The organism is Prolixibacter sp. DSM 2831 (assembly GCF_056493735.1).
The window spans coordinates 3173798-3198668 of the sequence record NZ_CM151379.1; the positions used below are offsets into that span (position 1 = coordinate 3173798).

Consider the following 24871-nt stretch of genomic DNA (forward strand, 5'->3'; position numbering starts at 1 on the left):
GGCGGGGTTCGGTGGTACGCCAGCTGCGGATTCCTGTTTCGCAGTTCCGTGTCCTCCGGACAGGAACGCCTGCCTGCCGGCAGGCAGGCTCTCCGAAATCCGCTCCGACAACATGTACCAACCGTTAGCGGTCAGCATAAAAGAACAGAACAACAAGAGAATAGATGAAAAATAAATGAGTTTTTGGGAATCCATATCGACTTATCTTCATAAGAAAAAAGAAAATCACTTTTGGAGAAATCCTGACTGTTACCTCGCAGCAATTATTTTAAATGACGAGAAAGAACAAGTTTATGGAATAGTAAAAAAGGAATTGGCACTTCTTGAACGAATTCCAAAACCAGAAACAGGGTTCTTTTATAAAGACGTGGTTAAAGTTAAAGGACCGACAGGAAAACAATTATTTCGTGACGATGAAATTAATGAATATCAAGCAATCGAACTGTATAAATCTTCTAACATTCCGACTTTTACATTTAAGGCAATAATTCCAGATTCAAATGACTACTTTAAGTTTTTAAATTGGTTCGATGAAAGTGGACAAAAAGTAGAATTTCCTTGGTCTCCTAAAGACAATAATAAAGAATGGAGAAGTGGACGTTGCACTGCTGAAAATTTAGAGCATGCGAAGAAAATATTAAACGGTTTTATTAACAAAAAGGAAGAAAGACAAGTCAAGGATATTAACCATTGGGATTATTACTTGAAAATGAAAAAATGAATAATTTCAATTAACAATAACTTGAATTTAAGAAATAAAAATAAAAGCCGAACCGCTAACAATTTGTATATGGCAGGCGGGGGTTTTAGCGGTCATTGAAAGACATGCCATCAGTAATCAATGATGAACCATTGAAAACCAAAACATGAGAAAGATAATCGCAGCAATCAATATGACAGTCGATGGAATTTGCGACCATACAGCAGGAATTCCGGATGAAGAAATACATCAGCATTATACAGCATTATTAGGACAGGGAGACGCTATTCTATACGGCAGAACAACGTATCAACTCATGGAATTTTGGCGATCGTTGTTAGAAAATCCTTCTGAAGAAAAATCAATGAACGACTTTGCCCTGGCTATTGACAAAATTCCGAAAATTGTTTTCTCTCATACGCTTAAAGAGGTAGATTGGGAAAGTGCCACCCTGGCAAAACGTGACTTAAAAGATGAAGTTTTGGACCTCAGGCAAAAGCCGGGTAAAGACATTTTGATTGGTAGCCGCAGTTTAATTATCCAACTGCTGAAACTAAACCTGATTGATGAATTCCAACTTTGCATACATCCAATGGTGGAAGGAAACGGTTTGCCATTATTTGAAGACATAAACGACAGGATTATTTTTAAGCTTGTCAGGAATAAAACCTTTAAGAATGGAGCTATCATTCTGTATTATCAACCGAAAAACGAATGAGAAAAAACAACGAACCGCCAACAGATTGTCATATGGCAGGCGGGGGTTTTAGCGGTTTGATAAGTAAAACCAGTGTTGTTGCCACCTCCTACCAACGTAAACCATCAATCTAAAACTAAATACCATGGAGAAAGCAAAGCAATACGAAGTTGTTGGAAATAAACTAAAATGTCCAATCTGCGAAAATGAAACATTCGAAACTCGCAAAACGATACTAAATCGAACCTGGTTCACTATTTTCCGACTACAGTCCTGGGACAAGACAGTCATCAATTTTGTTTGTTCAAACTGTGGACATATCCTACCGTTTCTCAGAAAGGATTGAGTTACCCATCGGATGCAACGCTGAGATTCGGGCCTTCATCGATAAACCTTCCCCTGTGTTCATTGTTCCAACGTAAGCATATTCAATACCGGAGGAACCATGAGCGAAACAGTAAATCATATCAAACCATTGGGCTTTCAGTGGGAAGCCCTCGACCCATTCTTGTTTTGTGTGCATCACGAAGATTTTTTCCCGAAAGGAAATGCCGACTTAGGCCCCGACAAAAAGGAATTGGTGGGAAGAAATATCGGCCAGGATTTCCATGTGAAAGATGGCTGGCGCATGTATCACGGGCAGACCGTTCCGGGTTTCCCACCGCATCCGCACCGCGGGTTCGAAACGGTAACGGTAGTTCGCAAAGGTTGGGTCGACCACAGCGACTCGATGGGTGCAGCCGGCCGCTACGGTAACGGCGATGTGCAATGGATGACGGCAGGCAAAGGGTTACAGCACTCTGAAATGTTTCCGTTGGTGAACCAGGATACAGATAATCCGATGGAACTTTTCCAGATTTGGTTGAATTTGCCGCGTACCAGCAAAATGGTCGAACCGCACTATAAGATGTTCTGGAACGAGGATATTCCTCGCTACGAAACGGATGACGGGCAAAACAGGAAAACAAAAATTGAATTGATTGCCGGTCGAATAGACACCCTGGCAGCTCCCGTTCCTCCACCAGATTCGTGGGCGGCAAAAGCCGAAAACGAGGTGGCCATTTGGGTGATTCATATGGAACCAAACGCAACATTTGAGTTGCCCTCTGCTTCACCCGGGGTTAACAGACGACTGTATTTTTATAAAGGTGACCAGCTTCAATTGAACGATACAAACCTGCCGGCATACCATTCGGCCGATTTACAAGCAGACCAGCAGATCAACATGACTGCGGGTGAGGAAGCCTGCTCTGCCTTGATTTTGCAGGGACGGCCCATGCGTGAACCGGTGGTTCAGTACGGACCGTTTGTGATGAATTCCAAACAAGAGATTGATGAGGCTTTTTCGGAGTACCGGCAAACACAATTTGGGGGCTGGCCCTGGCCGCAGGATGAAGTCACTCATGGCACCGATGCGAAACGGTTTGCCATCTATTCCGACGGTACGAAAGAGGAACGGTAATACACTTCGAACACCTTAGCAACCGTTATTGCCCGGGGAATACGGCTCTACGGGCAACTTCGTGAAATAGCGTTATTTTTCCACCGGAGAGTACTGAAAGCTACAAGAACATGCTGTGAAATCAATGCTCATAAGAAAAATACAGGAGCCGCCGACTTAGATCATACTGCCTGTCTTACCGCGGTGCTGCCGTTGCAATTTCTATCTTTCCGATATAAATCTACTATCATTGTTTCCACAGTTGATGAACTTAATGCATCTTTACCTACGTAAAACATTTCAGCTTTGGAATGAACGAAAAGAACCTACATACCCGAAACGACCGTACCTTTGTATTCATGTTCCTAAATGGTTTTTTCCGTAACCAATTCAACCGTTGGAGCCTTATTGTCGCCACGCTCGTGATGGTCGGCATCTATGGTTATTTCCTCAGGTTTCGCGACATCCGGGTATTTCCTTCGCAGCACAATTTTGCCGTTGGCTTTTACGACGACCGTGCCAATGGGGGCCATTCGGAAATTGTACAACACAGCGTCACAGATTCGGCTATTACTCTCGATTTCCAGTTAAAGAAAGGATTTCTGAGCCCGTACGTCGGAATAAGCATCGGTCCCACCCGGGACAGCATTATCAATCTGGCCCACTACAACCAAATCCGGTTGACGGTGGCCGCACAGGGCATCAAAAACATCAATTTCTCGTTGTTTACACGGAACCCCTACTTCCGCCAAAAGGGCAACAGCAACGATTTGAATTTCTATACCCTGGTGGAGATTTCGCCGGAGAAGAAACAATATACCATCGATGTCAACCAGATGAATGTGCCCGATTGGTGGCGCAGCGTGAATCATATTTCGCCACAGGAGAAAACCCGCCCCGACCTGAAACACGTTCACAACTTCAACATGGGAAATGCTTACGCACCAGTGTTGAATACCACCTGCTCTTTGCACATTTACTCCATATCCATTGTTCGGGATAATAGCCGGCTAGCCGTCAAGCTAATCATTGTATGGTTAACATTCTTCATCCTTTTAGTTATCATTTATCACCTCCGCGCCTGGTTGAAACGGAAGCAGGTTTCCATCACCATTTCTTACCGTTCCGTGGAAGTGGAAGAAGAGAAACAACCGGGCGAAGACTTTATCGACTACATCAACCGGAACTTTCAGGAGCACGAGCTTTCCCTCGAACAAGTGTCTGAGCAGACCGGCGTCACACCGCGCCGAATCGCCCATTTCATACAGGAAACCTACGATTGCAACTTCAAAACCTACATCAACCGCATCCGGATTAACGAATCCCAACGGTTACTCCGCGAAACCGATTTACCCATTGGCGAAATTGCATTCAAGGTAGGATTCGGCAACCAAAGTCATTTCAACCGCGTTTTTAAAAATCTAACAGAATTAAGCCCTTCGCAATACCGCGAAAGTGTGCGCTAGCACGTTGCACTTTTTGCAAAAAGATTTCCATTTTTTGTCAAAAGAAAGAAAAAGCATCCTCCTAATATTGTGTAGAAGGGAATCGGTTGCGGCATGATAACGGCACAAATTGTCATGGCCGAATCTCTTCAATAAGCCAATAAAACATTAATCCAACACAAATGAATTTGATAATGAAAACCAGGTTGACCGGCATTCTCATGCTGAGTTTGCTCACATTGCTTGCTTGTCAGAAAAAAGACAATCCTAACACCCTCTCGATTAATCCTTCTCAGGTTACGTTCCCAAAAGATGGCGGCAGCGCTCTGCTGGCCCTGCAGACGGATGCTGATTCATGGAACATCAGCAATCCGGCGTCCGACTGGCTCGTTCTATCGAACACCAGCGGGACCGACAAGAATGCCCAAATCTCGTTGAAAGTAGAAACCAAAACGTTAACCGCCCGCACCGATACGCTCACCATTATGGCCGGTGATGCCACTCCGGTTCAGGTGATGGTTTCGCAGGCGTCATCAGACTATCTCTACAATCTTTCGTCCAGCGAAAACAGCCTCAGTTTGAAACGTTCAGGTGACTCAGCGACGCTAACCGTTACGACCGATGCCCAGGAATGGACGATGAGTACTGATGCTGCTTGGTTACAACTGAGTAAAACAGCCGGCGGACAAGGCTCGACCAGTGTTGATTTGACCGCACCCGAAAATACCGGAACCGATGCGCGAACCGCTACCCTTACCCTAACGGCTGAACATGCTCCTACGGTAGAAATTACCGTTACACAAAAAGGTGAGATTTACCCCAGCTACAATACCTCACCACAGGCACCCGATGAAACCGGAATGACCAGTACCGCCGCTGAACTGGCTGCAAAAATTAACCTGGGCTGGAACCTTGGAAATTCGCTGGAAGCTACCGGCGGTGAAACGGCATGGGGAAATCCGAAAACGACGAAAGCGTTAATTGATTTGGTGAAACAAAGCGGATTCAACGCTATTCGGATTCCTTGTTCCTGGAATCAATATGCCAATGCTGCTACGGCTGAAATACAGGCTGATTGGCTGCAACGGGTCAAAGAGGTCGTTCAATACTGCATCGATGATGACATGTATGTTATCCTGAATATTCACTGGGACGGCGGCTGGCTGGAAAACAACTGCACGCAGGATAAAGAGGAAGAAGTGAATGCCAGGCAGAAGGCGTTCTGGGAACAGATAGCCACTACCATGCGTGATTTCGACGAACACCTGCTCTTTGCCAGCGCCAACGAACCCAACGTCGACAATGCCACACAGATGGCGGTGCTGGAATCGTATCACCAAACATTCATTGATGCCGTGCGTTCGACCGGAGGAAAAAACAGTTACCGAGTACTTGTAATCCAGGGACCATCGACTGATATCGAAAAGACCAACCAACTCATGACAAGTTTGCCAACCGACGAAGTAGCCGACCGGTTGATGGTTGAAATTCATTATTACACTCCGTGGAATTTCTGTGGTATGACCGAGGACGCCGACTGGGGCAAAATGTTCTATTACTGGGGCAACGGCTATCACTCCACCACCGACACCGAACGTAATGCAACCTGGGGCGAAGAACCGACGGTGAATGACTTCTTTGGTCTAATGAAACAGCAGTTTGTCGATAAGGGAATTCCAGTGGTCCTGGGCGAATTCAGCGCGGTACGGCGTTCGGATTTAACCGGTGATGCCTTGACATTGCATTTGGCTTCTAGAGCTTATTTCCTGAAGTATGTGACACAAAAGGCAAAAGAAGACGGAATCTTGCCATTTTATTGGGATAATGGTTCGATGGACAATAACAATTGTGCTATTTTTAACCGAAACAACGATACCGTATTCGATCAGCAGTCACTGGACGCTTTGGTTCAAGGTGCCAATGCTGCTCAATAGCTGGTATGGTTGTCTATGATGAAATGAACACGGAAATTCAAACCTATTATTATTCATATCATGAAGAAAACTTTGTTTCTGTTTGCCCTGCTGGGAAGCGTACTGTTTTTTAGTCCGGCGATGGCCCGCAATCATTCGCGGAAAGCAGCTGAGAAAGTCAGGACTATTAGCGTTGATTACAACCAGGTAAAGGGCGATTTCAATCACATGTTCCGGGAATGTGTCGGTGCCGGTCGTGCCAACGAAGGTTTGCGTGCCGACTGGCAGCAACAGCTGGCCGTTGCTCACAAAGACTGCGGCTTTCAATACATCCGCATGCATGGCTTGTTAACCGACGATATGGGCGTTTGTAAGATCAACCGGAAAGGCCAGGTGGAATTCAACTTTCAGTACATCGATGCACTATATGATTATATCCTGAGCATCGGGATGAAACCGTTTGTCGAATTGGGATTCATGCCCAATGCTCTTGCCAGTGGTGATAAAACCATTTTCTGGTGGCGGGGCAATGTGACGCCTCCCCGGGACTACGACCAATGGGCTGATTTGATCCGTCACCTCGTACAGCATTTCACTCAACGCTACGGCGCTGACGAAGTGAAAACATGGTACTTCGAAGTCTGGAACGAGCCGAACCTTTCAGGCTTCTGGGCCGGGACGCAGCAGCAGTATTTCAAACTATACAAATACACAGCCGAAGCCATTAAAAGCATCGACAAAGATTACCGCGTGGGCGGCCCTGCTACAGCCGGTGCGGCCTGGGTTCCGGAAATGATCAATTTTTGCGAGAAGAACCATGTTCCCATCGATTTTATCAGCACCCATACCTATGGCGTAAAACAAGGCTTTCTGGACGAATACGGAACCACCGGTACCGTGCTGAACAAGGATAAATGGGCCGTAAGCGGCGATGTCATCCATTCGCGCAAGCAAATATCCGAATCGTCGATGCCCAATCTGGAGCTGCACTACACCGAATGGAGTGCCTCCTATACTCCACATGACCCGATTCACGACAGTTACCACGAAGCGGCTTACATTCTCGAAAAACTGAAACAGGTAGGTAATGCGGCCAATTCCATGTCGTACTGGACCTTTACCGACATCTTCGAGGAAGCCGGACCACGCTTTACTCCGTTTCATGGCGGCTTTGGATTGATGAATTATCAGGGAATCAAGAAGCCGGCTTTCTTCGCTTATTCTTACTTAAATAAGATGGGAAAGACGGAACTCCAGGATGCTGACAGCGCTTCGTGGGCCTGCAAAGATGCCGACGGAGATATGCAGTTGCTGTTTTGGGACTTCACCTACACCCTGCCCGATTCAGTCAATAATCAGGCGTATTACATCAAGAATTTGCCGGCCAAACCGAAAGGAAAGGTGAACGTGGAACTTAGCGGAGTGCCTGCCGGAAAATATCAAATGGAAGTTTACCGGATTGGCTACGAGATCAACGATCCTTACACAACCTATTTCCAATTGGGAAGACCGAAACAACTCACCCGACAGGAGGTCGCCTTCATCAAGGAAAAGAACAGTGGTGCCCCGGTTGCTGAAGACCTGATTCAGGTGGACGCTACAGGCAAATTCAGCAAGGAATTCCCCCTAAGGGAAAATGACGTGTATTTGGTGAAGCTGGTCAAACTCTGATTGAAACGAAATACTTTCTAAAAAAGAAAAAGAGATACTCGGTCCTTTTGAGTATCTCTTTTTTATTTAACCTATGAAAAACGACTATTCCGATGCTCCTCCACCGTCAATGGTTTGAATGGAACCATCTTTATTGTATTTCAACTCGGTCACCTTAACACTTCGCAACCAGGTTTTCCCGCCTGATAATCGGGCATCGTGATAAAACAGATACCACTTTCCTTTAAACTCGACAATAGATTGATGGGTAGTCCAACCGACCACCGGAGTCAAAATCACTCCCCGATACGTAAACGGTCCGTAAGGATTATCTCCGGTGGCGTAGCAAAGTTTGTGTGTATCGCCTGTTGAGTAGGTGAAATAGTATTTCCCGTTGTATTTGTACATCCAGGAAGCTTCAAAAAAGCGACGGTCGTGATCGCCAGCCAACAGAGGCTTACCGTCTTTATCGAGAATTTGTATTGTTTTGGGTGCTTCGGCAAACTGAAGCATATCGTCGCTCATCCGCGCCACCTGGGGGCCTAATGCCGGTTTATTGTCAGCTGGCTCCTTGCCACATTCAATTGCTTTACCATTTCGGTACCGTTGTAACTGACCACCCCAGATACCGCCAAAATACATGTAGTATTTTCCATCGTCATCTTTGAATACGGCCGGATCGATGCTAAAACTGCCTCTAATGGGATTGGGTTCAGCTTTAAACGGTCCTTCAGGCTTGTCACTAACAGCAACACCTATCCGAAAAATATCTGTTTTATCCTTAGCCGGGAAATACAAATAGTACTTTCCATCCTTCTCTGCAGCATCAGGAGCCCACATTTGGCGCCCCACCCATGGAACACTATCCTCATCAAGAGCGACTCCGTGATCGGTTACCTTTCCGTCGATGTTATCCATCGAGAACACGTGGTAATCGCGCATGGCGAAATGATCGCCGTTGTCATCTTGCGGAATGCCGGCATCGATATCATGCGAAGGATACACATAGATTTTTCCGTTAAAAACATGGGCAGATGGATCGGCGATGTAGATATCTTTCACCAAATACCGGGTTCCCCCCTCACTTACTTTCTTGTCAGATTGCGCTGACTTACGCCCGTTGCTGAATGCCATCAAAACAAGTGATGTTGCAACAACCGCAAACGCCATTCCCTGTAATACGTATTTTTTCATCTAGTTAATTATTTATTCTGGTGCATTGTTTATTGGTTTTTGGATATATCTGTTTTTCTTATTTTAATCTGCCACTTTCGGGAGGTCCCAGATAGGATGTTTTTTCTCCACCGGTATCCACAACAATTTTTTGAAGTACGACTGCCGGATCAATCATCCAGACTTTCAGCGTATGTTTACCCGGACGCTCAACCGGTAAACTGACTTGTTGTATGTTGATCTCGTTGCTAACCCAACTGGCCCAGTTCCGGTTATTTTCGTCCTTGTTCATGTTAATGACAACCGGCTTCTGATCGTCAAATGAAACGGCCAACTGCAATCCATTATCATTGTAGAAATTCAATGTAGGCGAAAGATACAGGTTCACTTTCGCTGTGCCGGATTGGTACAGGTACATGTTGTATTCCATATGCGGACCATCCGAGCCGGCTGTTTGTTTATTTGCCGTTACCGGGAAAGGAGACATCGCTGAAAGCGTCCGTCCCAAACCGGGGATTTCTTCCCATTGAATTCCATTAGCCGGAATGTTCCGGGTATAATGTGCGGCCTCCATTGAGACATAGCCGTTACTTTCAATAAATCCATTAAAAGTCTTTGGGTTTGGCTGAGTCAGATGCTCGACGACTGCATTCACGGTAATTGTTTTGCCCCCTTCCTGTTGTATTTCGACCGCTACCGTGTGTTTACCTTCCGGGACTTTGTTCCAGTCGGCCGACAGCCAAATCCGCTGGTTCTGTTGAACGGTACCGCTTTCCGGCTCTGCTTTCAGCCAGGGTTCTGCTGATGTAATCTTGTATTTGAAAGACTCTTTCCCACGGTTAAACACATCGATGTAAACCGGCTTCCGGTTGAAATTATCCATCTCGGGAAGTTCCGCTCCAAAAGTTCCTTCCGTCAGGAATGTGTCTGCCCCTTGTATCGCTACTCCCATTTGTGCCTTTTCAGGAATCGTAAGTTTATCCAGTTTCGGCATGCGGTTGTACTTCGGCTCCTGCCAGTAAGTGTAGCCAATGTGCGTCTGAGCCATCATATGATTCCACTTGCCGTCGGCCAACTTGGTATGGTAGTAAACCGTTATCAATGAATCCTTCTCAAAACGCGCCTTGACGGAGTCGCCCCAGTCGTTGGTCACAGCGCTCCCCCGTTCAAAAGCCTGTTGGTTTTTCGCGGCTGCGTAATACAAGGCATTCAAATTGGCGCAAGCCGTAATTGGGTGCAGTACCAACTCGTAATATGCATCTTTGTATTTCGCCGGCATTTTATCGCCCAGCTCTTCTGCTTCCCGGGCCAGTTGATTGTATTCGTTCACCACCCGTTCATACTCCTGGTAATGATTGAGGCTATAGGTTGCAGGCGAAAGTAATTCCGGTTTCCGGCGTCCGTTGTATTTTGCGTACAACTGGAGCATCCGGCCAATTTCTTTGGCATGTTCGGTGCCGAATTGCTGGGCAGCCCAATTGGTCGTATATTCCGGCAACTTCTCCTTCGGCATCGCATCCGGGTTCCAGGCATAGTCCAGGAAAAAGGAGATGGGCAGTTCCATCGGTTTGAGGTCCCCCACGTTCACCAGCCAGATGCGATCGACCCCGTGTTTGTATGCCAGATGCATCTGCTCCCACACCCGAGGCAGCGGATTGGTGTTTAGCCATTTGTAGTTACGCGGTCCGCCCACATAATCGAAGTGGTAGTAAATACCGTAACCACCGGAACGAGGTTTGGCATCCAGTTTAGGTAATTTGCGGATATTTCCCCAGTTATCATCGCACAACAACAAAGTCACGTCATCGGGTACGCGCATCCCCTGATCGTAATATGCCTGCACTTCCTTATAAAGCGCCCACAACTGAGGCGTATCTTTAGCTGGTTTGCCTGTTACTTGTTCTATGATTTTCCGTTGGTCAGCTACAATTCGCTCCAGCAGGGCAATGTTGGTCTTGTCTCCCATTGCTTCGTCACCGTCGCCACGCATACCAATGGTCACAATGCTTTCGTGGTGGTCCATACGCTCAATGCCTTTGGTCCAGAAGGTATCCAGCACTGCCTTACTCTTGGTATAATCCCATGGGATGCCTTTCTTCCGGTAGGGAGCCCACTCGGCATGAGCCCGCATCATTGGTTCGTGGTGCGACGTTCCCATCACGATTCCCATTTCGTCAGCGAGTTTCGGGTTTTCCGGGTCGTCACTGTTGAAGCTGGCCCACCACATCGCCGGCCACATGTAGTTGCCTCTGAGGCGCAACAGGAGTTCAAATACCTTTTCATAGAACTTATGATTGAAACCGCCGTAATTCTGGACTGCCCAACGCCCCAATGCCGGCTCTTCGTCATTAAGAAAGATTCCCCGGTATTTTACTTTCGGCGAATCCACCAAATAACGGCCCGGCTTTACGTAGAGCGATGTGCGTACCGGAACCGGTACATCAGCCCACCAATTCCACGGCGAGACACCCATGTTCCGCGACAAATCGAACAAACCGTAAATGGTTCCCCGCTTGTCGCTTCCGGCGATGACCAACGCCTTCTTAACACCCGGAAAAGGATTGTCGACAACCTGGGTAACGGTTGCTTCCCATTTGCCTTTGATATCGGAAACATCGATCTTGTGCTGATCGATGAGTTGCTGAATCAACGAACTCTTTCCAACCGTACCCGCCAGAATAATCTCCTGTGTCTTCGGAATATCTCCGACTACCAGCATGGGCTTTGTCTGCGTTACTTTTTGCAAGTCGTTCTGAACAAAGCCCGCAATGAGCTTCACGCCTTTATAATCATCGTTGCCAATAACGATAGGCGCTGTTTTGCCATCCTGCGCAAGCGTAAAGCCGTTATCAACTTCAGTCGTGCTAATGTAATTATGAGTGGGTTGATTGTTCCCTTTCGGAGCAACCTGCGACTGACACGATTGCATCACAAACCCAAGAGTAAACAAAAACACCCATAGGCTCCCGCTCCATATTTTTTTTGTTCTTCCGATTTCCTCCATAATGACTTATTTATGCTGACTGAATATTTTTTCTGTTTCTTATTAAAATGTGTTATTAATTGCCAACACGAGCAACTAAGGATAATCATATAATCGTACTCGCTGTATCATCCATTTCCCTGAAGAAATGCGGACATGCCGTCCCTGATGAGTCTGGTCTCCATTCAACCGCCGGAAATGCCAATTCCCTGCTTGTTTCTCAGCTTCATCGACCGTTAACAGTCCCGTATTCAATTGAGAATTTTCGGCGTTCGAAAAAGTCAGAACCAATCCGGTTCCAATTACCCAAAACTCGTTGTCTGCTGTTTGAATAATAATTCCTCCGGCCGCCGGCCAATCCCTGGATGCTGCCTCGGGTGACCACCCCAATGTATAATCGTGGGATGCAACAACCCGGTATTTTCCAAACGTTAACGTGTCCCGCTGATGCTCGTAATTGAACCAAACTCCTGTCTGAGGATATTTGTCCAGCATATCACTAACCTGCGAAATCAACCGATAGCTTTTTGTCAACGAATATTTTTCGGGCTCATCCGTTGATTCGATGGAAAAAGGACTAAATCCAATGGCATGGTGCTTTCCCAGAATATAGAAGGCTTGTGTTCCATTTTCTTCGCCTCTGCGGATTTCCGGAATGAAAAGCGGATTGTCCTCCAAATCATACATCTTACTCCACTCTCTGAAATCGCCATGATAAATATCGGGTGACAGGAGGTTGATATTTGATGCTGCGGCTTTCCACACATCAATTAAATGAGGTAACGGACCGCCACTAGGATATTGTCCGGGTTTCAGACCGGGGCGGTTCAAAGCGCAGTTCACATACAATGGAACTGACAGGACTTTCTGACCCGCAGCTGCAATATTATTAGCATAGGATGCGAGGTACCATGCTATAAACACCTCGTCGGTAGCCAGACTCTTACCGAAAACCTGCTCCCAGTTCCCCTTCGTTTTGTATCCATGAGAAGACCAAAGTTGCCGCAAGTGAGGTTGTAATTCATTCTTATGACTAACGAGGTAATCGATTAGCTTTTGCGGTACATCTTCTTTGAATTTCTGATTAGCTGCGTCGGAATAATCCCGGGCATCGGGCAGCATGCCAATTTCATTCTCCACCTGAACCATAATGACCTGATGACTATTATCTGTCTGAGCAATATGTTTCAGTAATTGCACATAAGCACGTTTATCTGCTGCCAGATTCTCTTTATAAAAAGGAGAAAGAATTTCGGCCGAACGGCCCGCTTTATCTTTGATCCTTGGGAAACGTTTCGAATCGTCTTTTACCCACGACGGCGCATAACATGACATGCTGTTTTTCCAGCTTCCAAACCAAAGCAATACCAGCTTGATTTTATTTTCGCGGGATTGACGAATCATCTGGTCAATCAGTTGAAAATTGAACTGATCTTCCTCCGGTTCGACCAATTCCCAGTAAACAGGAACAAGAACCGTATTCAGGTGCATAGCTTTCAGCTTTGGCCAGATGGCAGTCAAATAAGCACTATCGGATGATGATGAATTTCCTAACTCTCCTCCCAACATCAGGAATGGTTTACCATCGACCATCAAATGTGTGGTTTGTCCAATCTTTTCTAAATGTGGTAAGTTCACTTGCTGTGCAGTCAGTTTTAAACTAAAAACAAGCAGGATAAACAACAGTCTTGCCTTGTGTAGTTTCATATACAGCTGATATTTTTTGTAAAAAACAGAAACAGCTTGAATACCATTCCTGTTTCTGTTACCTATGAAAAAAACAAACATAATTATCTGACTGGTTTTCCAATCAATCTTTTAGACGATTGCTCTCTGTATTCCGATTCGTTTCTTTCTACAAACTTCTCAGTTTTTCAACAAGTCATCTGTTCGAAACAGAGTCGACCATCCAGTTGGCCCGTTGAGCAAAGTCGGCCTGATATTGCGGTTCCCACTGATGAATACTTGAAGGCCCCGGGCCATCAACCCAATGATTAGTCGTTCCTGAACGAACATATTCACCTCCCCAACTCGGCTGAGTAGGAGATTCCGGGTTATTCATCCCTTTTACAGCACTTACAAGGTAAAGAAAGGACGGAGAGTCTCCTTCCTTCACTCCGTCGACTCCCATCGCCGCCAACGGATAGACCGCGCCCAACGGTCCGTGATTTTGACGAATGTGTGTATTGATCCAAGCTTCATTCCCCAGTGAATCATTGGGACCGCCAAATATCCCCTGGTAGGTGTGGTACGAATAGATAATAAAAAGGTCTGGAAAATTATTCATCAGCCAGTCTATGGTGCTGTCTTGATGTGCAATTTGAAAAACTCGAATTTTACTGAGGAAAGATTTCAGCTCAGTGGCACTGCGAGTGTTCTTTACTTTCCAGATGGCCTGGGCTAGATTACTGCAATCACCCCAGAAACAAAACCATACAGGTCGAGAATCGGGTCGGTCGACAATACTGATAATAGAATCAGAGGCTTCACTGTCCTTTCCGGGACCAATATTATGACTTACCGAACCACCCCAGGTACCCGAGCGTCCCTGGAAGGTAACCGAGCGCAAATAGTCAGGCGTCGGATAACGTGAATCATGCGCCTTTAAATTATCATACACCTTAGCGTACAAATCGAGTATGTCAAGGATATTTTGTTTGTTTGCAATATTTGCAAACGTGCCTGACGAAGCAATTAACCCTTCAATGTCAAATTCATTGGCATAAAGCAGAAAGCGCACCATCGATTGAACATCGTCAGGATCGCTGGTATGATCGGCCGCGCAGCCACTCATACAAACATCTAAAGGCGGAAAATCTGTTGAAATTACTACCCGATAAGGTTTGTCTGCAATGGATTCCTTGTTTATCCCCTGTGAATACGCAAGTGAAGTAAACAGAAAGAGGAAAATGGCTGTATAACAATATTTCATGGCCTTACATGCATTTAGAATACCAGATTCGCTGTATTCGTTTATGATTTAAAATTCGGTAAATCCGGAAAACCTTATTTACGACCTCAAATAACCTTCCATCTACTTAGGCAGGATGGTTACGATGATTCGTTTATACCTCGAAAGCTGAGGTGTGCCTTTGTCGGTAACTTTTAGAATGATATGGGCTGTTTCCTTTTTCTCCACCTTAGGAGCAACAACCCATAGTTTATGTGAATTTTGAGCATCAGTTATAATCTTTTTCTTATAGGTGCCAGCTTCGGGGTAGCTAAACCACTGAAAACTGAGATTATCTCCATCCGGATCGTAAGAATTACTTGCATCAAGCAAAATCCCCTCTCCTGATTTTACCGTGATTTCTTCGGGTGTAGTTAATACCGGTACCGGCGGATGGTTGGCTTCCTTATAGCTTTGGGTGCACCAGGCCATCCGGGCAGCAAAATCATTCTGAAAATCATCGCGCCAGCGCCACAAGCTTACTTTATTGCCCGTAAAAGTAACCGTATCCATCTTGATAGTTCGTCCGTATTCAGAAGAAACACAGGGTGTGTACGTATCACTTGCATTGGTCCATATGGCCCGAGTTTCAGGTTCATGTGGAACACCTGAGTTTCCTTTCTTTTCTTTGGAAAAATCAGGCTTATACAGTTCGTACCGGCCGCCCCAGCCGCCCCAGTCGGGATGCTCCGGCGCATTTAGGCCGTTAGGTATTAATGACAACCAGGATGGAGTATCGCCTTCCATTCCGTAAGCTACATCAGGGTATTCAACACCTAGGGGTCCATGCCCTTGTTGGATGTTTTTTGCCAGCCAGCTGTTGCTGATCTTATCATTGTTGATGCCTTTTATAAAACTGTTGATGGCAACCCAGGTAGCACTTCCGTAATCATCACCGGGACTAACAATGTAAAACAGCCCGGGAAAATTCTTGCGAATCCAAATGCCACTGTCATCCTGGTCGGATATGGTATAAACCCGGAGTTTGGCAATCAACCTTTTTGCTTCGGCTTTTGACTTTGTATGCTCTATCGTATACAGCGCTTGTGCCAGGGTATTGGCTCCTCCCCAAACTGCTATCCATAAAGGACGATCATCCTTTTCTTCCAATATCTTGACAATCCATTCCGAACCTTCGGAGTCCTTACCTTCGCCCACTCCCTTCATGCCATATACCGGCAAACCATGTTTCACTTTCGACAAAAGAACTTCTGCATCCGGAAAACCGGCTTCATGCTTTAACAGGTTAGGCTGAACCTTGCCATAGGCACGGATGATTTTTCGAATAGCTTCAGGAGCAACACTGGTCTTCTTCCAAACTGAGGTGGTTGCAATTAGTCCTTCGATATCAATGTCATTCGAATACAACATCAACCGGACAAACGACTCGGTATCATCCACTTCCGCTTCAATATCCGACAATACTATTAGCCGGCTTTTCTGATTAGTTCCCGCAAAAAGATAATGAGGAATGAGGAACAAAAGAATTGCAAGTATTGATAGTCTCATGGTAAATAGGTTTGTTTATAGTTGGCAAATAAGTTCTTCTTCTAGTTTTACTGGCAATGCGTTAAACTATTTTAAAATCGCAAAACCTATTGATATTGCTGGCGTTGTAAGCTTTTTTTGTTTTTAGGATTTGAAATGAAAGTTGATTCTATAGACAAAGAACACTAAATGGAAAGTCAAAAAATTCAATTACTTATGATTTTTGATATTTCAAATATCATTGAATTAAATAATTAACGCATCAGTAGTATTCTAGTTTTATGAATCATGAAACCTTGAAAAAATATTATTGGAATCAGCCAAAAATAGCTGATTCCAATAACTTCAACTTTCTATTTCACGAGTTGACGATTAATTGTAACCCGGGTTTTGGTAAGCTGCTTTATCTGCTTCGCTCATTTCCAGGCCATCGATCTGACTCTGTGGAATTGGCCGCAGATAGAGGTACGGCTGAATATTCCGCGTTACCGTTTGCGGCGTGTGGTCTCCATAATTGGCTCCACCAATTTGATAAGTACCTGCAAGCTCACCCCATTTCTGTGTGCGTACCAGGTCGAACCAACGATAACCTTCACCATAATATTCGCGTGAACGCTCAGCAAGAATGTAATCAATCGTGATATTTGCCGGTGTCGCAGCTACCATCTCAGCACTATGGTCTTCCACTTTTATGGAATCTCCATTGTTGTCATAACGCCATTTTCCGGCACGTGCCCGGATCACATTGATCAAATCCCGTGCGCTTTTACCCGCTGTCGTTGCTGCTCCTTTCACAGCAGCTTCGGCAGCTATAAAGTAAAGTTCCGAAAATTTAGCGATGTTAAATGGACGAGTGCTGGCAGCGTTTGGCTGCCCCAGCCCTCCATTGTTATCAGTGCGGTAAGTACCCAGTTTCCATAGACCTGGATATACAATCCGGCTAATTCCACTCGGTGCAATCACAAAGTCAGACCTTCCAGGCACTTCAGCTGCACCTATATTGCTATTACCTTGCCCGCTGGGATATGTAAGGGCCGTTGACGGATCATTATTCAGGAAAGTTAATATGGCATCACCTGGCTGCACCTGCATATAATTGGCGTTATATACCGGACCGGTAACACCTGCTTTATCCCAGTTGCCGCGATAAACAGTCGTAAAAGTACCATCGTATCGCGAATCGTTGGTTTTGTCAGCAAAGGTGTTTTTAATCACTCCAATCGTAGGACACATACGGGTCCACGGACGTCCCAGGTGCTGCTCCGCCTCACGCTGAACAGAACTCATGGCTGACCATTCTGTATTGGAAGAACTACTGCGAATCACCGTATAGTTCCACGTCATCATCCAAACGGCACAGTTATCATGATCCCCTGCACCACTGTAGGTAAGACTACTTCCGTTGTAATATTCACTGGTCTCGGTGTGATCGGCATACAGCAATATTTCATTATTACGGTCATTCGGCGCCCAGTTAACGTCGTAGTAAGTGGGCTGTAGTCCGAATGGCCCTGGATTGTCGATAGCTGTTGTTGCCACATTATACGCCTGCTGAAAATACCATTGAGCATCGTGTCCGTCGGGATCAACCCGATCACTCGCCGGATAAGTCGGAATGTTATTGGGGTTTTGGAGCCACCATCCGTATGTCAGATAAGCTTTAGCCAGATAAAGACGGGCAAGCGTCTGGGTGGCACCACCTGTTACGCGTGGATCTGCCGGCAGGTCGTTTACTGCTTTTATTAAGTCGGGGAATATCGCTTTGGTATATACCTCCGGCACGGTATTACGGGTTGAAACCCTCACCGGAGATGTAATGAACTTCAGTTCTCCTGCTCCCAAATCCAGAGGAACTCCACCGAACGTTTGTACCAGCAAGAAATAGTCAAACGCACGAAAGAACCGGGCTTCAGCAATCAGAGCATCTGAGATACCTACTGCACTGGCATTTTCGATGATACCACTTGCCGTGTTGATATCCGGGAAAGCCGCTCCCCACAGTCTGTCACTGCGACTGTCGGTGGAGGTGATATCCCCCTGTCCCGTCATATCCATCACTTTAAAGTTCTGGTCCGCACTCTGAGCATAAGTTGCTTCATCGGTACCGGTTTCCAGGGTATTATAGAAGTAAGCTTCTCCGTAGATATAACGCAGGTGGGCATACAGAGAGGTCAATCCACCATAAACACCTTTTTCGGTCTTGAAAAAATCAGGTGTATAAATACTACGCGGCTGCTCATCCAGAATATTGTTCGAGCACGACGCCAGGAACAACGATATCACCGTTAGTACTATAAAAGTTTTTATATGTATACGTTTCATTATTGTCCTCTTTTAAAATGTCAGATTAATACCAAACAAGTAGTTGCGCGTTGACGGTGTATTAGTACCCAAAGTCAACAAACGATGTCGATAAGTACTGGTTGTTGCCACATTTTCATCACCGTATGAGTTCGTTTCGGGATCCAGGCCTGTTTGGCTGTGGAATGGCGAGAACAGAACAAATGGATTCTGTACAGTCACGTAAACCCTCAGTTTGCTCAAGCCGGCGTATTTCATCCAGTTGCTGTTGTGGTTGAAATTATACCCTAGTGACAAGCTGCGAATCTTCATGTACGATGCATTGAAGTACCCCAGGGTACTACCGTACTTCGGATTGTCGCCACTTGATATACCGCCCGGTTTCGGGTATGTAGCATTCGTATTTTCCGGTGTCCAGTAGTCCACTTGTACGTTATTTCTTCGTCCGCTCAACAGGTTCAGGTAACCTGATGCAGAGTAGAGGGTACTGATGAGAATACCACCATGCTGGAATGTACCGACACCGGTAAAATCAAATCCCTTATAGGTTACACGCGTGTTGAAACCGCCTTCAAAATCGGGATCTACACTCATGATTTGACGGTCATCAGGTCCGATGGCCCGGGTAGGTGTACCATCTGCATTGTAATCACCGGTATATTTCACTTTGATCATACCAACATTTCCGCCCGGTTCCAGGATATCCAAATAAGGATCTCCTTGTTGCCAGAGACCTATTTTCTGATAATCATAGATCACATTAATCGGATGCCCCACGAACCACCAGTTAGCTTCGTCCTTTTCCTGTCCTGATGCAAGGGAAACCAGCTTGTTACGGTTGGCCGATACGTTAATACCTGCTTCCCATGTCCAGCCATTGACGTTGTCAAGAATTTTACCGTTAAGAGAAAATTCCAAACCTTTGTTTTGCGTTTGGCCAATATTGGCCATGTAACTGCTCACGCCGGATGTACTGGGCAGATTAACACTCAGCAGAATATCTTTTGTTTTGGTTACATAGTATTCTACCGTACCAGACAAGCGATCATTCCAGAGGCTAAAATCCAAACCATAGTTCATTGTTTCAGAGTACTCCCAACCTAAATTGGGGTTGGGAAGTTGCGATACATAGTAGCCGGTGGCATAGTCAGTCGGGCCAAAGTTGTATGGCCGGGTGCTCAATTGCCCAAGCGTAGCGTAAGGTTGAACAGCCTGGTTGGAAGTTTGTCCATAGCCCACACGGAGTTTCAACATATCAAGTTGCTTGATATTCTGCATGAACGATTCGTTCTTAATATTCCATCCGACTGATACCGCAGGGTAAGTATGCCACTGATGTCCCTTCGCCAGCCTTGAAGACGCGTCAGAACGAACAGTTGCTGTCACCATATAACGATTATCGTATGAGTACATTACACGCCCCATCCACGACATCAGACCACTCTTCTCATATTTCTGCTCGTTAGGGTCAACAGTGATTTCACCTTGTGCCCGCCCCAGATTGTAATATTGGAAGGCATCAGACGGAATATCCTTGGCGAACATGTACGACCGATTATACTTCGTTTGCTCTGCAGAGTACAACCCCACTACATTGATATGATGCTTTTCGTTAAAAGTGCGATCGTAAGTTAAGAGATTCTCAATTGTCCAGTTGGTAGTAAGTGAGTTACTGACAGAAGCTGTTGAAGGAGTTGTCGCGTTGCTGCTGTTAATTCCCTCTCCTGTGTAACCACCTCCATTACTCATGCGAAAATTCAAACCAAGATTGACACGATATTTCAAGCCATTTACTTTCGGAATTTTCACCTCACCATACAAAGAGTTGTATGATCCAAAAGCCTTCGTTTGACTCAACCACTGATTCTTCAGACTATCTAGTACGGCTCTTGAATAGACCCAGTTTTCGTCCAGCGGCATCTTAATGGTTCTTTTCCAGGAGCCATCCTGGTTATATGGGCTGGCCAGAGGAGACATGCTCAAAACACCGTAAAGTCCCACCTGCGAACCATCTGTTACGTTATAATTATTATTCGTCGTGAATCCGAAGCGGAAACTTTTTCCTACCGATTGATCTACAGCTCCCCGCAATGTGAAACGCTCGTATTGTTGTGTAGGTATAACCGCTTCATCATGGTAATAACCGGCACCAAAACTGTAGCTACCCTTGTCGGTACCACCGGAAAGACCAACATCGTGGTTTGTTACCACAGCTGTTCGGTATAACAAGCTTTGCCAATCAGTATTTACATCATTCGATTCATCTTCTCCATTTGAATACTGACCGGCAGCCTGACGAAGAGCAAGCAACTCAGGACCATTCATCATCGGATATTTGGCAAAAACACTTTTTAAGCCGTAGTAACCGTTGTAGGTAATCTGTGCTTTTTGTCCTCGTCTCCCCTTGTTAGTGGTTATCAATATTACACCGTTGGCTCCGCGTGAACCATAAATAGCGGTTGCAGACGCATCTTTCAAAATATCGATGCTCTTGATATCACTGGGACTGATATCGCTAATCGAGCCGGCAAACGGAATACCGTCAAGTACGATCAGCGGGTTGTTATCAGCAGTCAGCGAACGCGTACCGCGGATGCGAATCTGCATATCGGCACCCGGCTTCGATGATGTCTGCGACATCTGAACACCCGGCATACGTCCCTGCAGTGCCTGTGTAATATTGGAAGATGCTACTTCGCGCATCTTACTACCATCTATTGATGCTACCGAACCGGTTACCGCTTCTTTCCGCTGTGTACCATATCCAACGACTACCACCTCATTCAGCCCGACATTTGAATCCTTCATGGTAATATCGATCTGTGAACGGCCGTCTATGGCAACCTCCTGTGGTTCCATTCCCACAAATGAAAATACGAGTGTTTGTGCTTTTTCGGGAATCGACAATGTGTAGTTTCCGTCAGGATCGGTAATGGTTCCCATGGTTGTCCCTTTTACCACGATGGAAACGCCCGGAATCGGCTTTCCCTCCTTATCGGTCACCTTTCCTTTAATGTCCTGCTTTTGCTGTGTGGCAGGCTTCTTTACATCAGCCGGTTTATCGGCCTTTTTGATAATTACTGTCCGATCGTCGATTTCGTAAGTGAAACCGTACGGAACAAGTACCTTATCAAGAATATCTTCCACCCTGGCATCTTTTACATTGACATTCTGGGCGGGAATATTTCTCAATAAGTCGGAGCGATACAAAAAACGGAACTCCGTCTGTTCTTCAATGTTCTTAAGAACATCCTCAACTGTAGCATTCGCCACTTTTACCCGGACACTTGTCTCTTGTGAATAGACACTTGCCGTTACATTTCCGAAATCAAGGAGCAGGAATGCAAATGCAATTCCCATACCGAGCAAGATTCTTCTTAACCTACCGTGAATAGCAGGTATACTTCGGTTTTTTTTCATAGATTTGAATTGTTTAGATAATTACTATTTAAACGCTCACCAAAAAGTGATTGGCGGGAAGTGTACGCACCATTTCCCGCTTTTTTATTTTACTGTTACCAGGTTGTCTTTTATCGAAAATTTGACTTCGTCCGTTTTTTCAATCAGATCCAATATCTCTGAAAAATCCGAGTAACGTTCCAGATTACCAGTGAATTGAATTTGTTTTGCCCGTTGATTTGAAAAAACGACATGAACATCATACCATCTTGATAATGTGTTCATCATGTCATCGAGTTGTTCATCTTTAAAAATAAATCGCCCGTTTTTCCATGCTATATAGCGGGCCGGATCGACCACCCGTTTTTTAATTTGATTGCCCGTCCGACTTACTCTACTTTGCTCGTTGGGAACAAGCGATTGTTGCACGTTTGGATCATCTTTTAATTGCACATTCACGTGCCCTTCGACCAACGTGGTGTATGTAACCGAATCTTCCGGGTACGCTGAGATGTTAAAATGCGTTCCCAGAACCGTGACGATTTGGTTGCCTGAGATAACCCTAAACGGTTTGTGCTTATTTTTTGTCACTTCAAAATAGGCCTCTCCGGTTAATTCAATCCGTCTTTCGTCTCCCAAAAATTTAACCGGATAGTGTAATGTACTTTCTGAATTCAGCCAGACTTTGGTACCATCGGCTAACACCAGGTAATATTCTCCTCCCCTGGGAACTTTCAGTGTATTATAGCTCAGTTTTTCAGAGGATTTCGACGCAGCGGTGTACTGCAGCTTGTTTCCAGAATTTTTAAGCGATGCACCGTCTTCTTTAATCTGGAAAGTGTCATTTGCTGCCAGGTTAAGGCTTTTTCCGTTATCGAGAATGAGAACCGCCTTTTTGCAGCCAGGTTGAATCGTATTTACGTTTTCTGCCACGTGAACTTGCTCCTGCCCCGGCTTCGTATAATAGAAAAAAGTAAGAGCAACAAGCAGTGAAGCAGCCACCGATGTGATGACAACCAACCGGCGCCGTGTATTCGATTTTTTTCCGGAAATCCGATGCTTCACATTATTCCAGGCTCCCTCGATCTCGTCGCTTGCAGGATTGACAGTCGAGCCGCGTTCGTAATACTCCTTTAGACTATTGTAATAACGCTGATGCTTCTCGTCCTCCTGCAACCACGTTTCAAGCTTTGCTCTCTCCCGCCACGTAGCCTGATTGTGAATAGCTTTCCAGATAATTTTGATATCGATCGAGTTGTCGCTTTTGCTCATTGACAAGAAATCTTTACTTCTGAGACACGACGAATAAGAAAATGGGTGACAGGACTACAGAAAAAAATTAATGGAGGTTGTTTCAATTAATCTCTTTTTCAGTTTCTCTCTCGCTCGTTGAAGCTGTGTTTTTACCGTGTTGGAAGAGATTTTCTTTAGGCTGGCAATTTCTTTTGTTTTAGCCCCTTTCAAATATTTCATGGTGAAGATGTCCCGCATTTCTTTCGGAAGCGACTCCAGCGCCTGATGTATTTGATCTGCAATATCAGGGTCCTGCAGGAGTGACGGATCGGCGCTGTTTAAACTGGCCTCCAGAAACAACAAATTGTGCTTGTCTTTCACTTTCAAATCACGCAGATAGTTCAGACACCTGTTGCGCACCGATTGATAGAAGTAAGCCCGGAGAGAACTTTTCACATCCAGATGCTCTCCGTTCTCCCACAAATAAATGAAGAAATTCTGCACAATGTCATCGCTGACAGTCTTGTCAAAAACAAATCCGTCGGCATACCTGATTAGCGAGACGTAATAATCCCGAAACAGCACCTCGAATACTTTACTGTTACGTTTCCTTATTTCATCAAGCAGTATTTTATCTTCAATTTTCATTGATTTGGAATGTAGTCAACTTAGTAAAGGCTTCTGCTTAATAAAATTCACCATGCATTGCCCCCTGCAATATTAATCCTTAACATAACCCGCCATATAAAATTAACCTTACAGGTGCTTAAAATTAATTTTTATTTACGTACTTTGTACGCAAAGTATATATTTTTTTCTGATGAACGAAATCTTGCCTAACATTTCTATCGACAATGCCATTTTTGGCTTTGCTAACGGAGAGCTTAAAATACTGCTAATCAAAAGAGATAAGCAACCTGAATTTGACCGATGGTCGCTTCCTGGCGGTTATGTTTACTGCAATGAAAACATGGATGATGCTTCCAGAAGGTTGCTGCAGGAATTAACTGGTATCTCCAACCTGTTTTTATCTCGTGTAGACGTATTTGGCGATACAGACCGATATCCCGATCGCCGGGTTATTTCTGTTTTGTATTGTGCCCTGGTGAAACCGGAACAATTTGAATTACTTGCCGGTGCGCACGCGAAAAAAGTAAAATGGTTTGAGGTAAAAGGAATTAAAAAATTACCGTTTGACCACAACAAAATGATCGATACAGCGCTTAGCTGGCTCAGAGACGAAATATGGCGAAAGCCGGTCCTCATCAATCTCCTGCCGGAGAAGTTTCCGCTCAACCAAATGCACGATCTGTTTCAGACATTTCTTCATGAAACGATCGACAACCGAAACTTCAGGAAGAAAGTGATTTCACAGGAACTGGTGGAGCGGCTGAATGAAAAAACCAAAGGGGGAAAACAACGGCCGGCATACCTATACCGATTGAAAAGGAAGTAAAAATCAATTACATCAACATTACATAAATCAACACAAAATATA

At 45.2% G+C, this 24871-nt stretch carries 16 protein-coding genes; 7 read left to right on the forward strand and 9 right to left on the reverse strand.

All coding sequences use genetic code 11. The features are described from left to right. Positions 1 to 175: 175 nt before the first annotated feature. The 6 genes from AC060N_RS12845 to AC060N_RS12870 all read left to right on the forward strand — a co-directional run bounded on the left by AC060N_RS12845 (position 176) and on the right by AC060N_RS12870 (position 7867). Positions 176 to 721 (forward strand): hypothetical protein, encoded by a 546-nt coding sequence (locus AC060N_RS12845; RefSeq protein ID WP_479524150.1) that lies wholly within the window; start codon positions 176 to 178, stop codon positions 719 to 721. A 145-nt stretch (positions 722 to 866) separates the two neighbouring features. Beyond that, positions 867 to 1418, forward strand: a complete 552-nt coding sequence (locus AC060N_RS12850; RefSeq protein WP_479524151.1) for a dihydrofolate reductase family protein — start codon at positions 867 to 869, stop codon at positions 1416 to 1418. A 424-nt stretch (positions 1419 to 1842) separates the two neighbouring features. Further along, positions 1843 to 2859 carry a pirin family protein gene (locus tag AC060N_RS12855; protein ID WP_479524152.1) on the forward strand — a complete coding sequence of 339 codons (1017 nt, stop codon included), beginning with the start codon at positions 1843 to 1845 and terminating at the stop codon, positions 2857 to 2859. 290 nt (positions 2860 to 3149) lie between these two features. Further along, a complete protein-coding gene (locus tag AC060N_RS12860) occupies positions 3150 to 4304 on the forward strand; it encodes a helix-turn-helix transcriptional regulator (protein WP_479524153.1) in 1155 nt (384 codons plus the stop codon). 173 nt (positions 4305 to 4477) lie between these two features. Continuing rightward, on the forward strand, positions 4478 to 6217 hold the full coding sequence (locus AC060N_RS12865; RefSeq protein ID WP_479524154.1) for a cellulase family glycosylhydrolase: 1740 nt from the start codon (positions 4478 to 4480) through the stop codon (positions 6215 to 6217). A gap of 60 nt (positions 6218 to 6277) precedes the next feature. Further along, positions 6278 to 7867, forward strand: a complete 1590-nt coding sequence (locus AC060N_RS12870) for a GH39 family glycosyl hydrolase (protein WP_479524155.1) — start codon at positions 6278 to 6280, stop codon at positions 7865 to 7867. A gap of 84 nt (positions 7868 to 7951) precedes the next feature. On the opposite strand, the gene AC060N_RS12875 is transcribed toward AC060N_RS12870, so the two are convergent. From AC060N_RS12875 to AC060N_RS12915, 9 genes are all read right to left on the reverse strand, one after another. Further along, entirely contained in the window at positions 7952 to 9040 is a 1089-nt protein-coding gene (locus AC060N_RS12875) for a glycoside hydrolase family 43 protein (protein WP_479524156.1), read from the reverse strand. Positions 9041 to 9098: 58 nt separating this feature from the next. Beyond that, positions 9099 to 12023 carry a glycosyl hydrolase 115 family protein gene (locus AC060N_RS12880; protein WP_479524157.1) on the reverse strand — a complete coding sequence of 975 codons (2925 nt, stop codon included), beginning with the start codon at positions 12021 to 12023 and terminating at the stop codon, positions 9099 to 9101. Positions 12024 to 12098: 75 nt separating this feature from the next. Continuing rightward, the gene (locus AC060N_RS12885; RefSeq protein WP_479524158.1) at positions 12099 to 13709 is read right to left on the reverse strand and encodes a GH35 family beta-galactosidase; all 1611 of its coding nucleotides are present in this window, start codon (positions 13707 to 13709) and stop codon (positions 12099 to 12101) included. Between the two features lie 175 nt (positions 13710 to 13884). Next, positions 13885 to 14934 (reverse strand): DUF1593 domain-containing protein, encoded by a 1050-nt coding sequence (locus AC060N_RS12890; protein WP_479524159.1) that lies wholly within the window; start codon positions 14932 to 14934, stop codon positions 13885 to 13887. Between the two features lie 102 nt (positions 14935 to 15036). Further along, on the reverse strand, positions 15037 to 16461 hold the full coding sequence (locus tag AC060N_RS12895; RefSeq protein ID WP_479524160.1) for a nucleoside hydrolase-like domain-containing protein: 1425 nt from the start codon (positions 16459 to 16461) through the stop codon (positions 15037 to 15039). Between the two features lie 351 nt (positions 16462 to 16812). Then, positions 16813 to 18762, reverse strand: coding sequence for a RagB/SusD family nutrient uptake outer membrane protein (locus AC060N_RS12900; RefSeq protein ID WP_479524161.1), 1950 nt, complete (start codon positions 18760 to 18762; stop codon positions 16813 to 16815). Positions 18763 to 18774: 12 nt separating this feature from the next. After that, positions 18775 to 22161, reverse strand: coding sequence for a TonB-dependent receptor (locus tag AC060N_RS12905; protein ID WP_479524162.1), 3387 nt, complete (start codon positions 22159 to 22161; stop codon positions 18775 to 18777). Between the two features lie 84 nt (positions 22162 to 22245). Continuing rightward, positions 22246 to 23412 carry a FecR family protein gene (locus tag AC060N_RS12910; RefSeq protein ID WP_479524163.1) on the reverse strand — a complete coding sequence of 389 codons (1167 nt, stop codon included), beginning with the start codon at positions 23410 to 23412 and terminating at the stop codon, positions 22246 to 22248. A gap of 54 nt (positions 23413 to 23466) precedes the next feature. Then, complete coding sequence (locus AC060N_RS12915) at positions 23467 to 24021, reverse strand: RNA polymerase sigma-70 factor (protein WP_463231000.1); 555 nt, start codon at positions 24019 to 24021, stop codon at positions 23467 to 23469. Between the two features lie 172 nt (positions 24022 to 24193). On the opposite strand from AC060N_RS12915, the gene AC060N_RS12920 reads away from it, so the two are divergent. Further along, entirely contained in the window at positions 24194 to 24829 is a 636-nt protein-coding gene (locus AC060N_RS12920) for an NUDIX hydrolase (protein ID WP_479524164.1), read from the forward strand. Positions 24830 to 24871: the final 42 nt, after the last annotated feature.

Excerpts from the sequence above, each read along its gene's own strand:
- AC060N_RS12860 (WP_479524153.1), top strand. The coding sequence starts at position 3,150 with ATGAACGAAAAGAACCTACATACCCGAAACGACCGTACCTTTGTATTC.
- AC060N_RS12855 (WP_479524152.1), top strand. The coding sequence starts at position 1,843 with ATGAGCGAAACAGTAAATCATATCAAACCATTGGGCTTTCAGTGGGAA.
- AC060N_RS12880 (WP_479524157.1), bottom strand. The coding sequence starts at position 12,023 with ATGGAGGAAATCGGAAGAACAAAAAAAATATGGAGCGGGAGCCTATGG.
- AC060N_RS12905 (WP_479524162.1), bottom strand. The coding sequence starts at position 22,161 with ATGAAAAAAAACCGAAGTATACCTGCTATTCACGGTAGGTTAAGAAGA.
- AC060N_RS12910 (WP_479524163.1), bottom strand. The coding sequence starts at position 23,412 with ATGAGCAAAAGCGACAACTCGATCGATATCAAAATTATCTGGAAAGCT.
- AC060N_RS12915 (WP_463231000.1), bottom strand. The coding sequence starts at position 24,021 with ATGAAAATTGAAGATAAAATACTGCTTGATGAAATAAGGAAACGTAAC.
- AC060N_RS12850 (WP_479524151.1), top strand. The coding sequence starts at position 867 with ATGAGAAAGATAATCGCAGCAATCAATATGACAGTCGATGGAATTTGC.
- AC060N_RS12845 (WP_479524150.1), top strand. The coding sequence starts at position 176 with ATGAGTTTTTGGGAATCCATATCGACTTATCTTCATAAGAAAAAAGAA.
- AC060N_RS12900 (WP_479524161.1), bottom strand. The coding sequence starts at position 18,762 with ATGAAACGTATACATATAAAAACTTTTATAGTACTAACGGTGATATCG.
- AC060N_RS12870 (WP_479524155.1), top strand. The coding sequence starts at position 6,278 with ATGAAGAAAACTTTGTTTCTGTTTGCCCTGCTGGGAAGCGTACTGTTT.
- AC060N_RS12875 (WP_479524156.1), bottom strand. The coding sequence starts at position 9,040 with ATGAAAAAATACGTATTACAGGGAATGGCGTTTGCGGTTGTTGCAACA.
- AC060N_RS12890 (WP_479524159.1), bottom strand. The coding sequence starts at position 14,934 with ATGAAATATTGTTATACAGCCATTTTCCTCTTTCTGTTTACTTCACTT.
- AC060N_RS12895 (WP_479524160.1), bottom strand. The coding sequence starts at position 16,461 with ATGAGACTATCAATACTTGCAATTCTTTTGTTCCTCATTCCTCATTAT.
- AC060N_RS12865 (WP_479524154.1), top strand. The coding sequence starts at position 4,478 with ATGAAAACCAGGTTGACCGGCATTCTCATGCTGAGTTTGCTCACATTG.
- AC060N_RS12885 (WP_479524158.1), bottom strand. The coding sequence starts at position 13,709 with ATGAAACTACACAAGGCAAGACTGTTGTTTATCCTGCTTGTTTTTAGT.
- AC060N_RS12920 (WP_479524164.1), top strand. The coding sequence starts at position 24,194 with ATGAACGAAATCTTGCCTAACATTTCTATCGACAATGCCATTTTTGGC.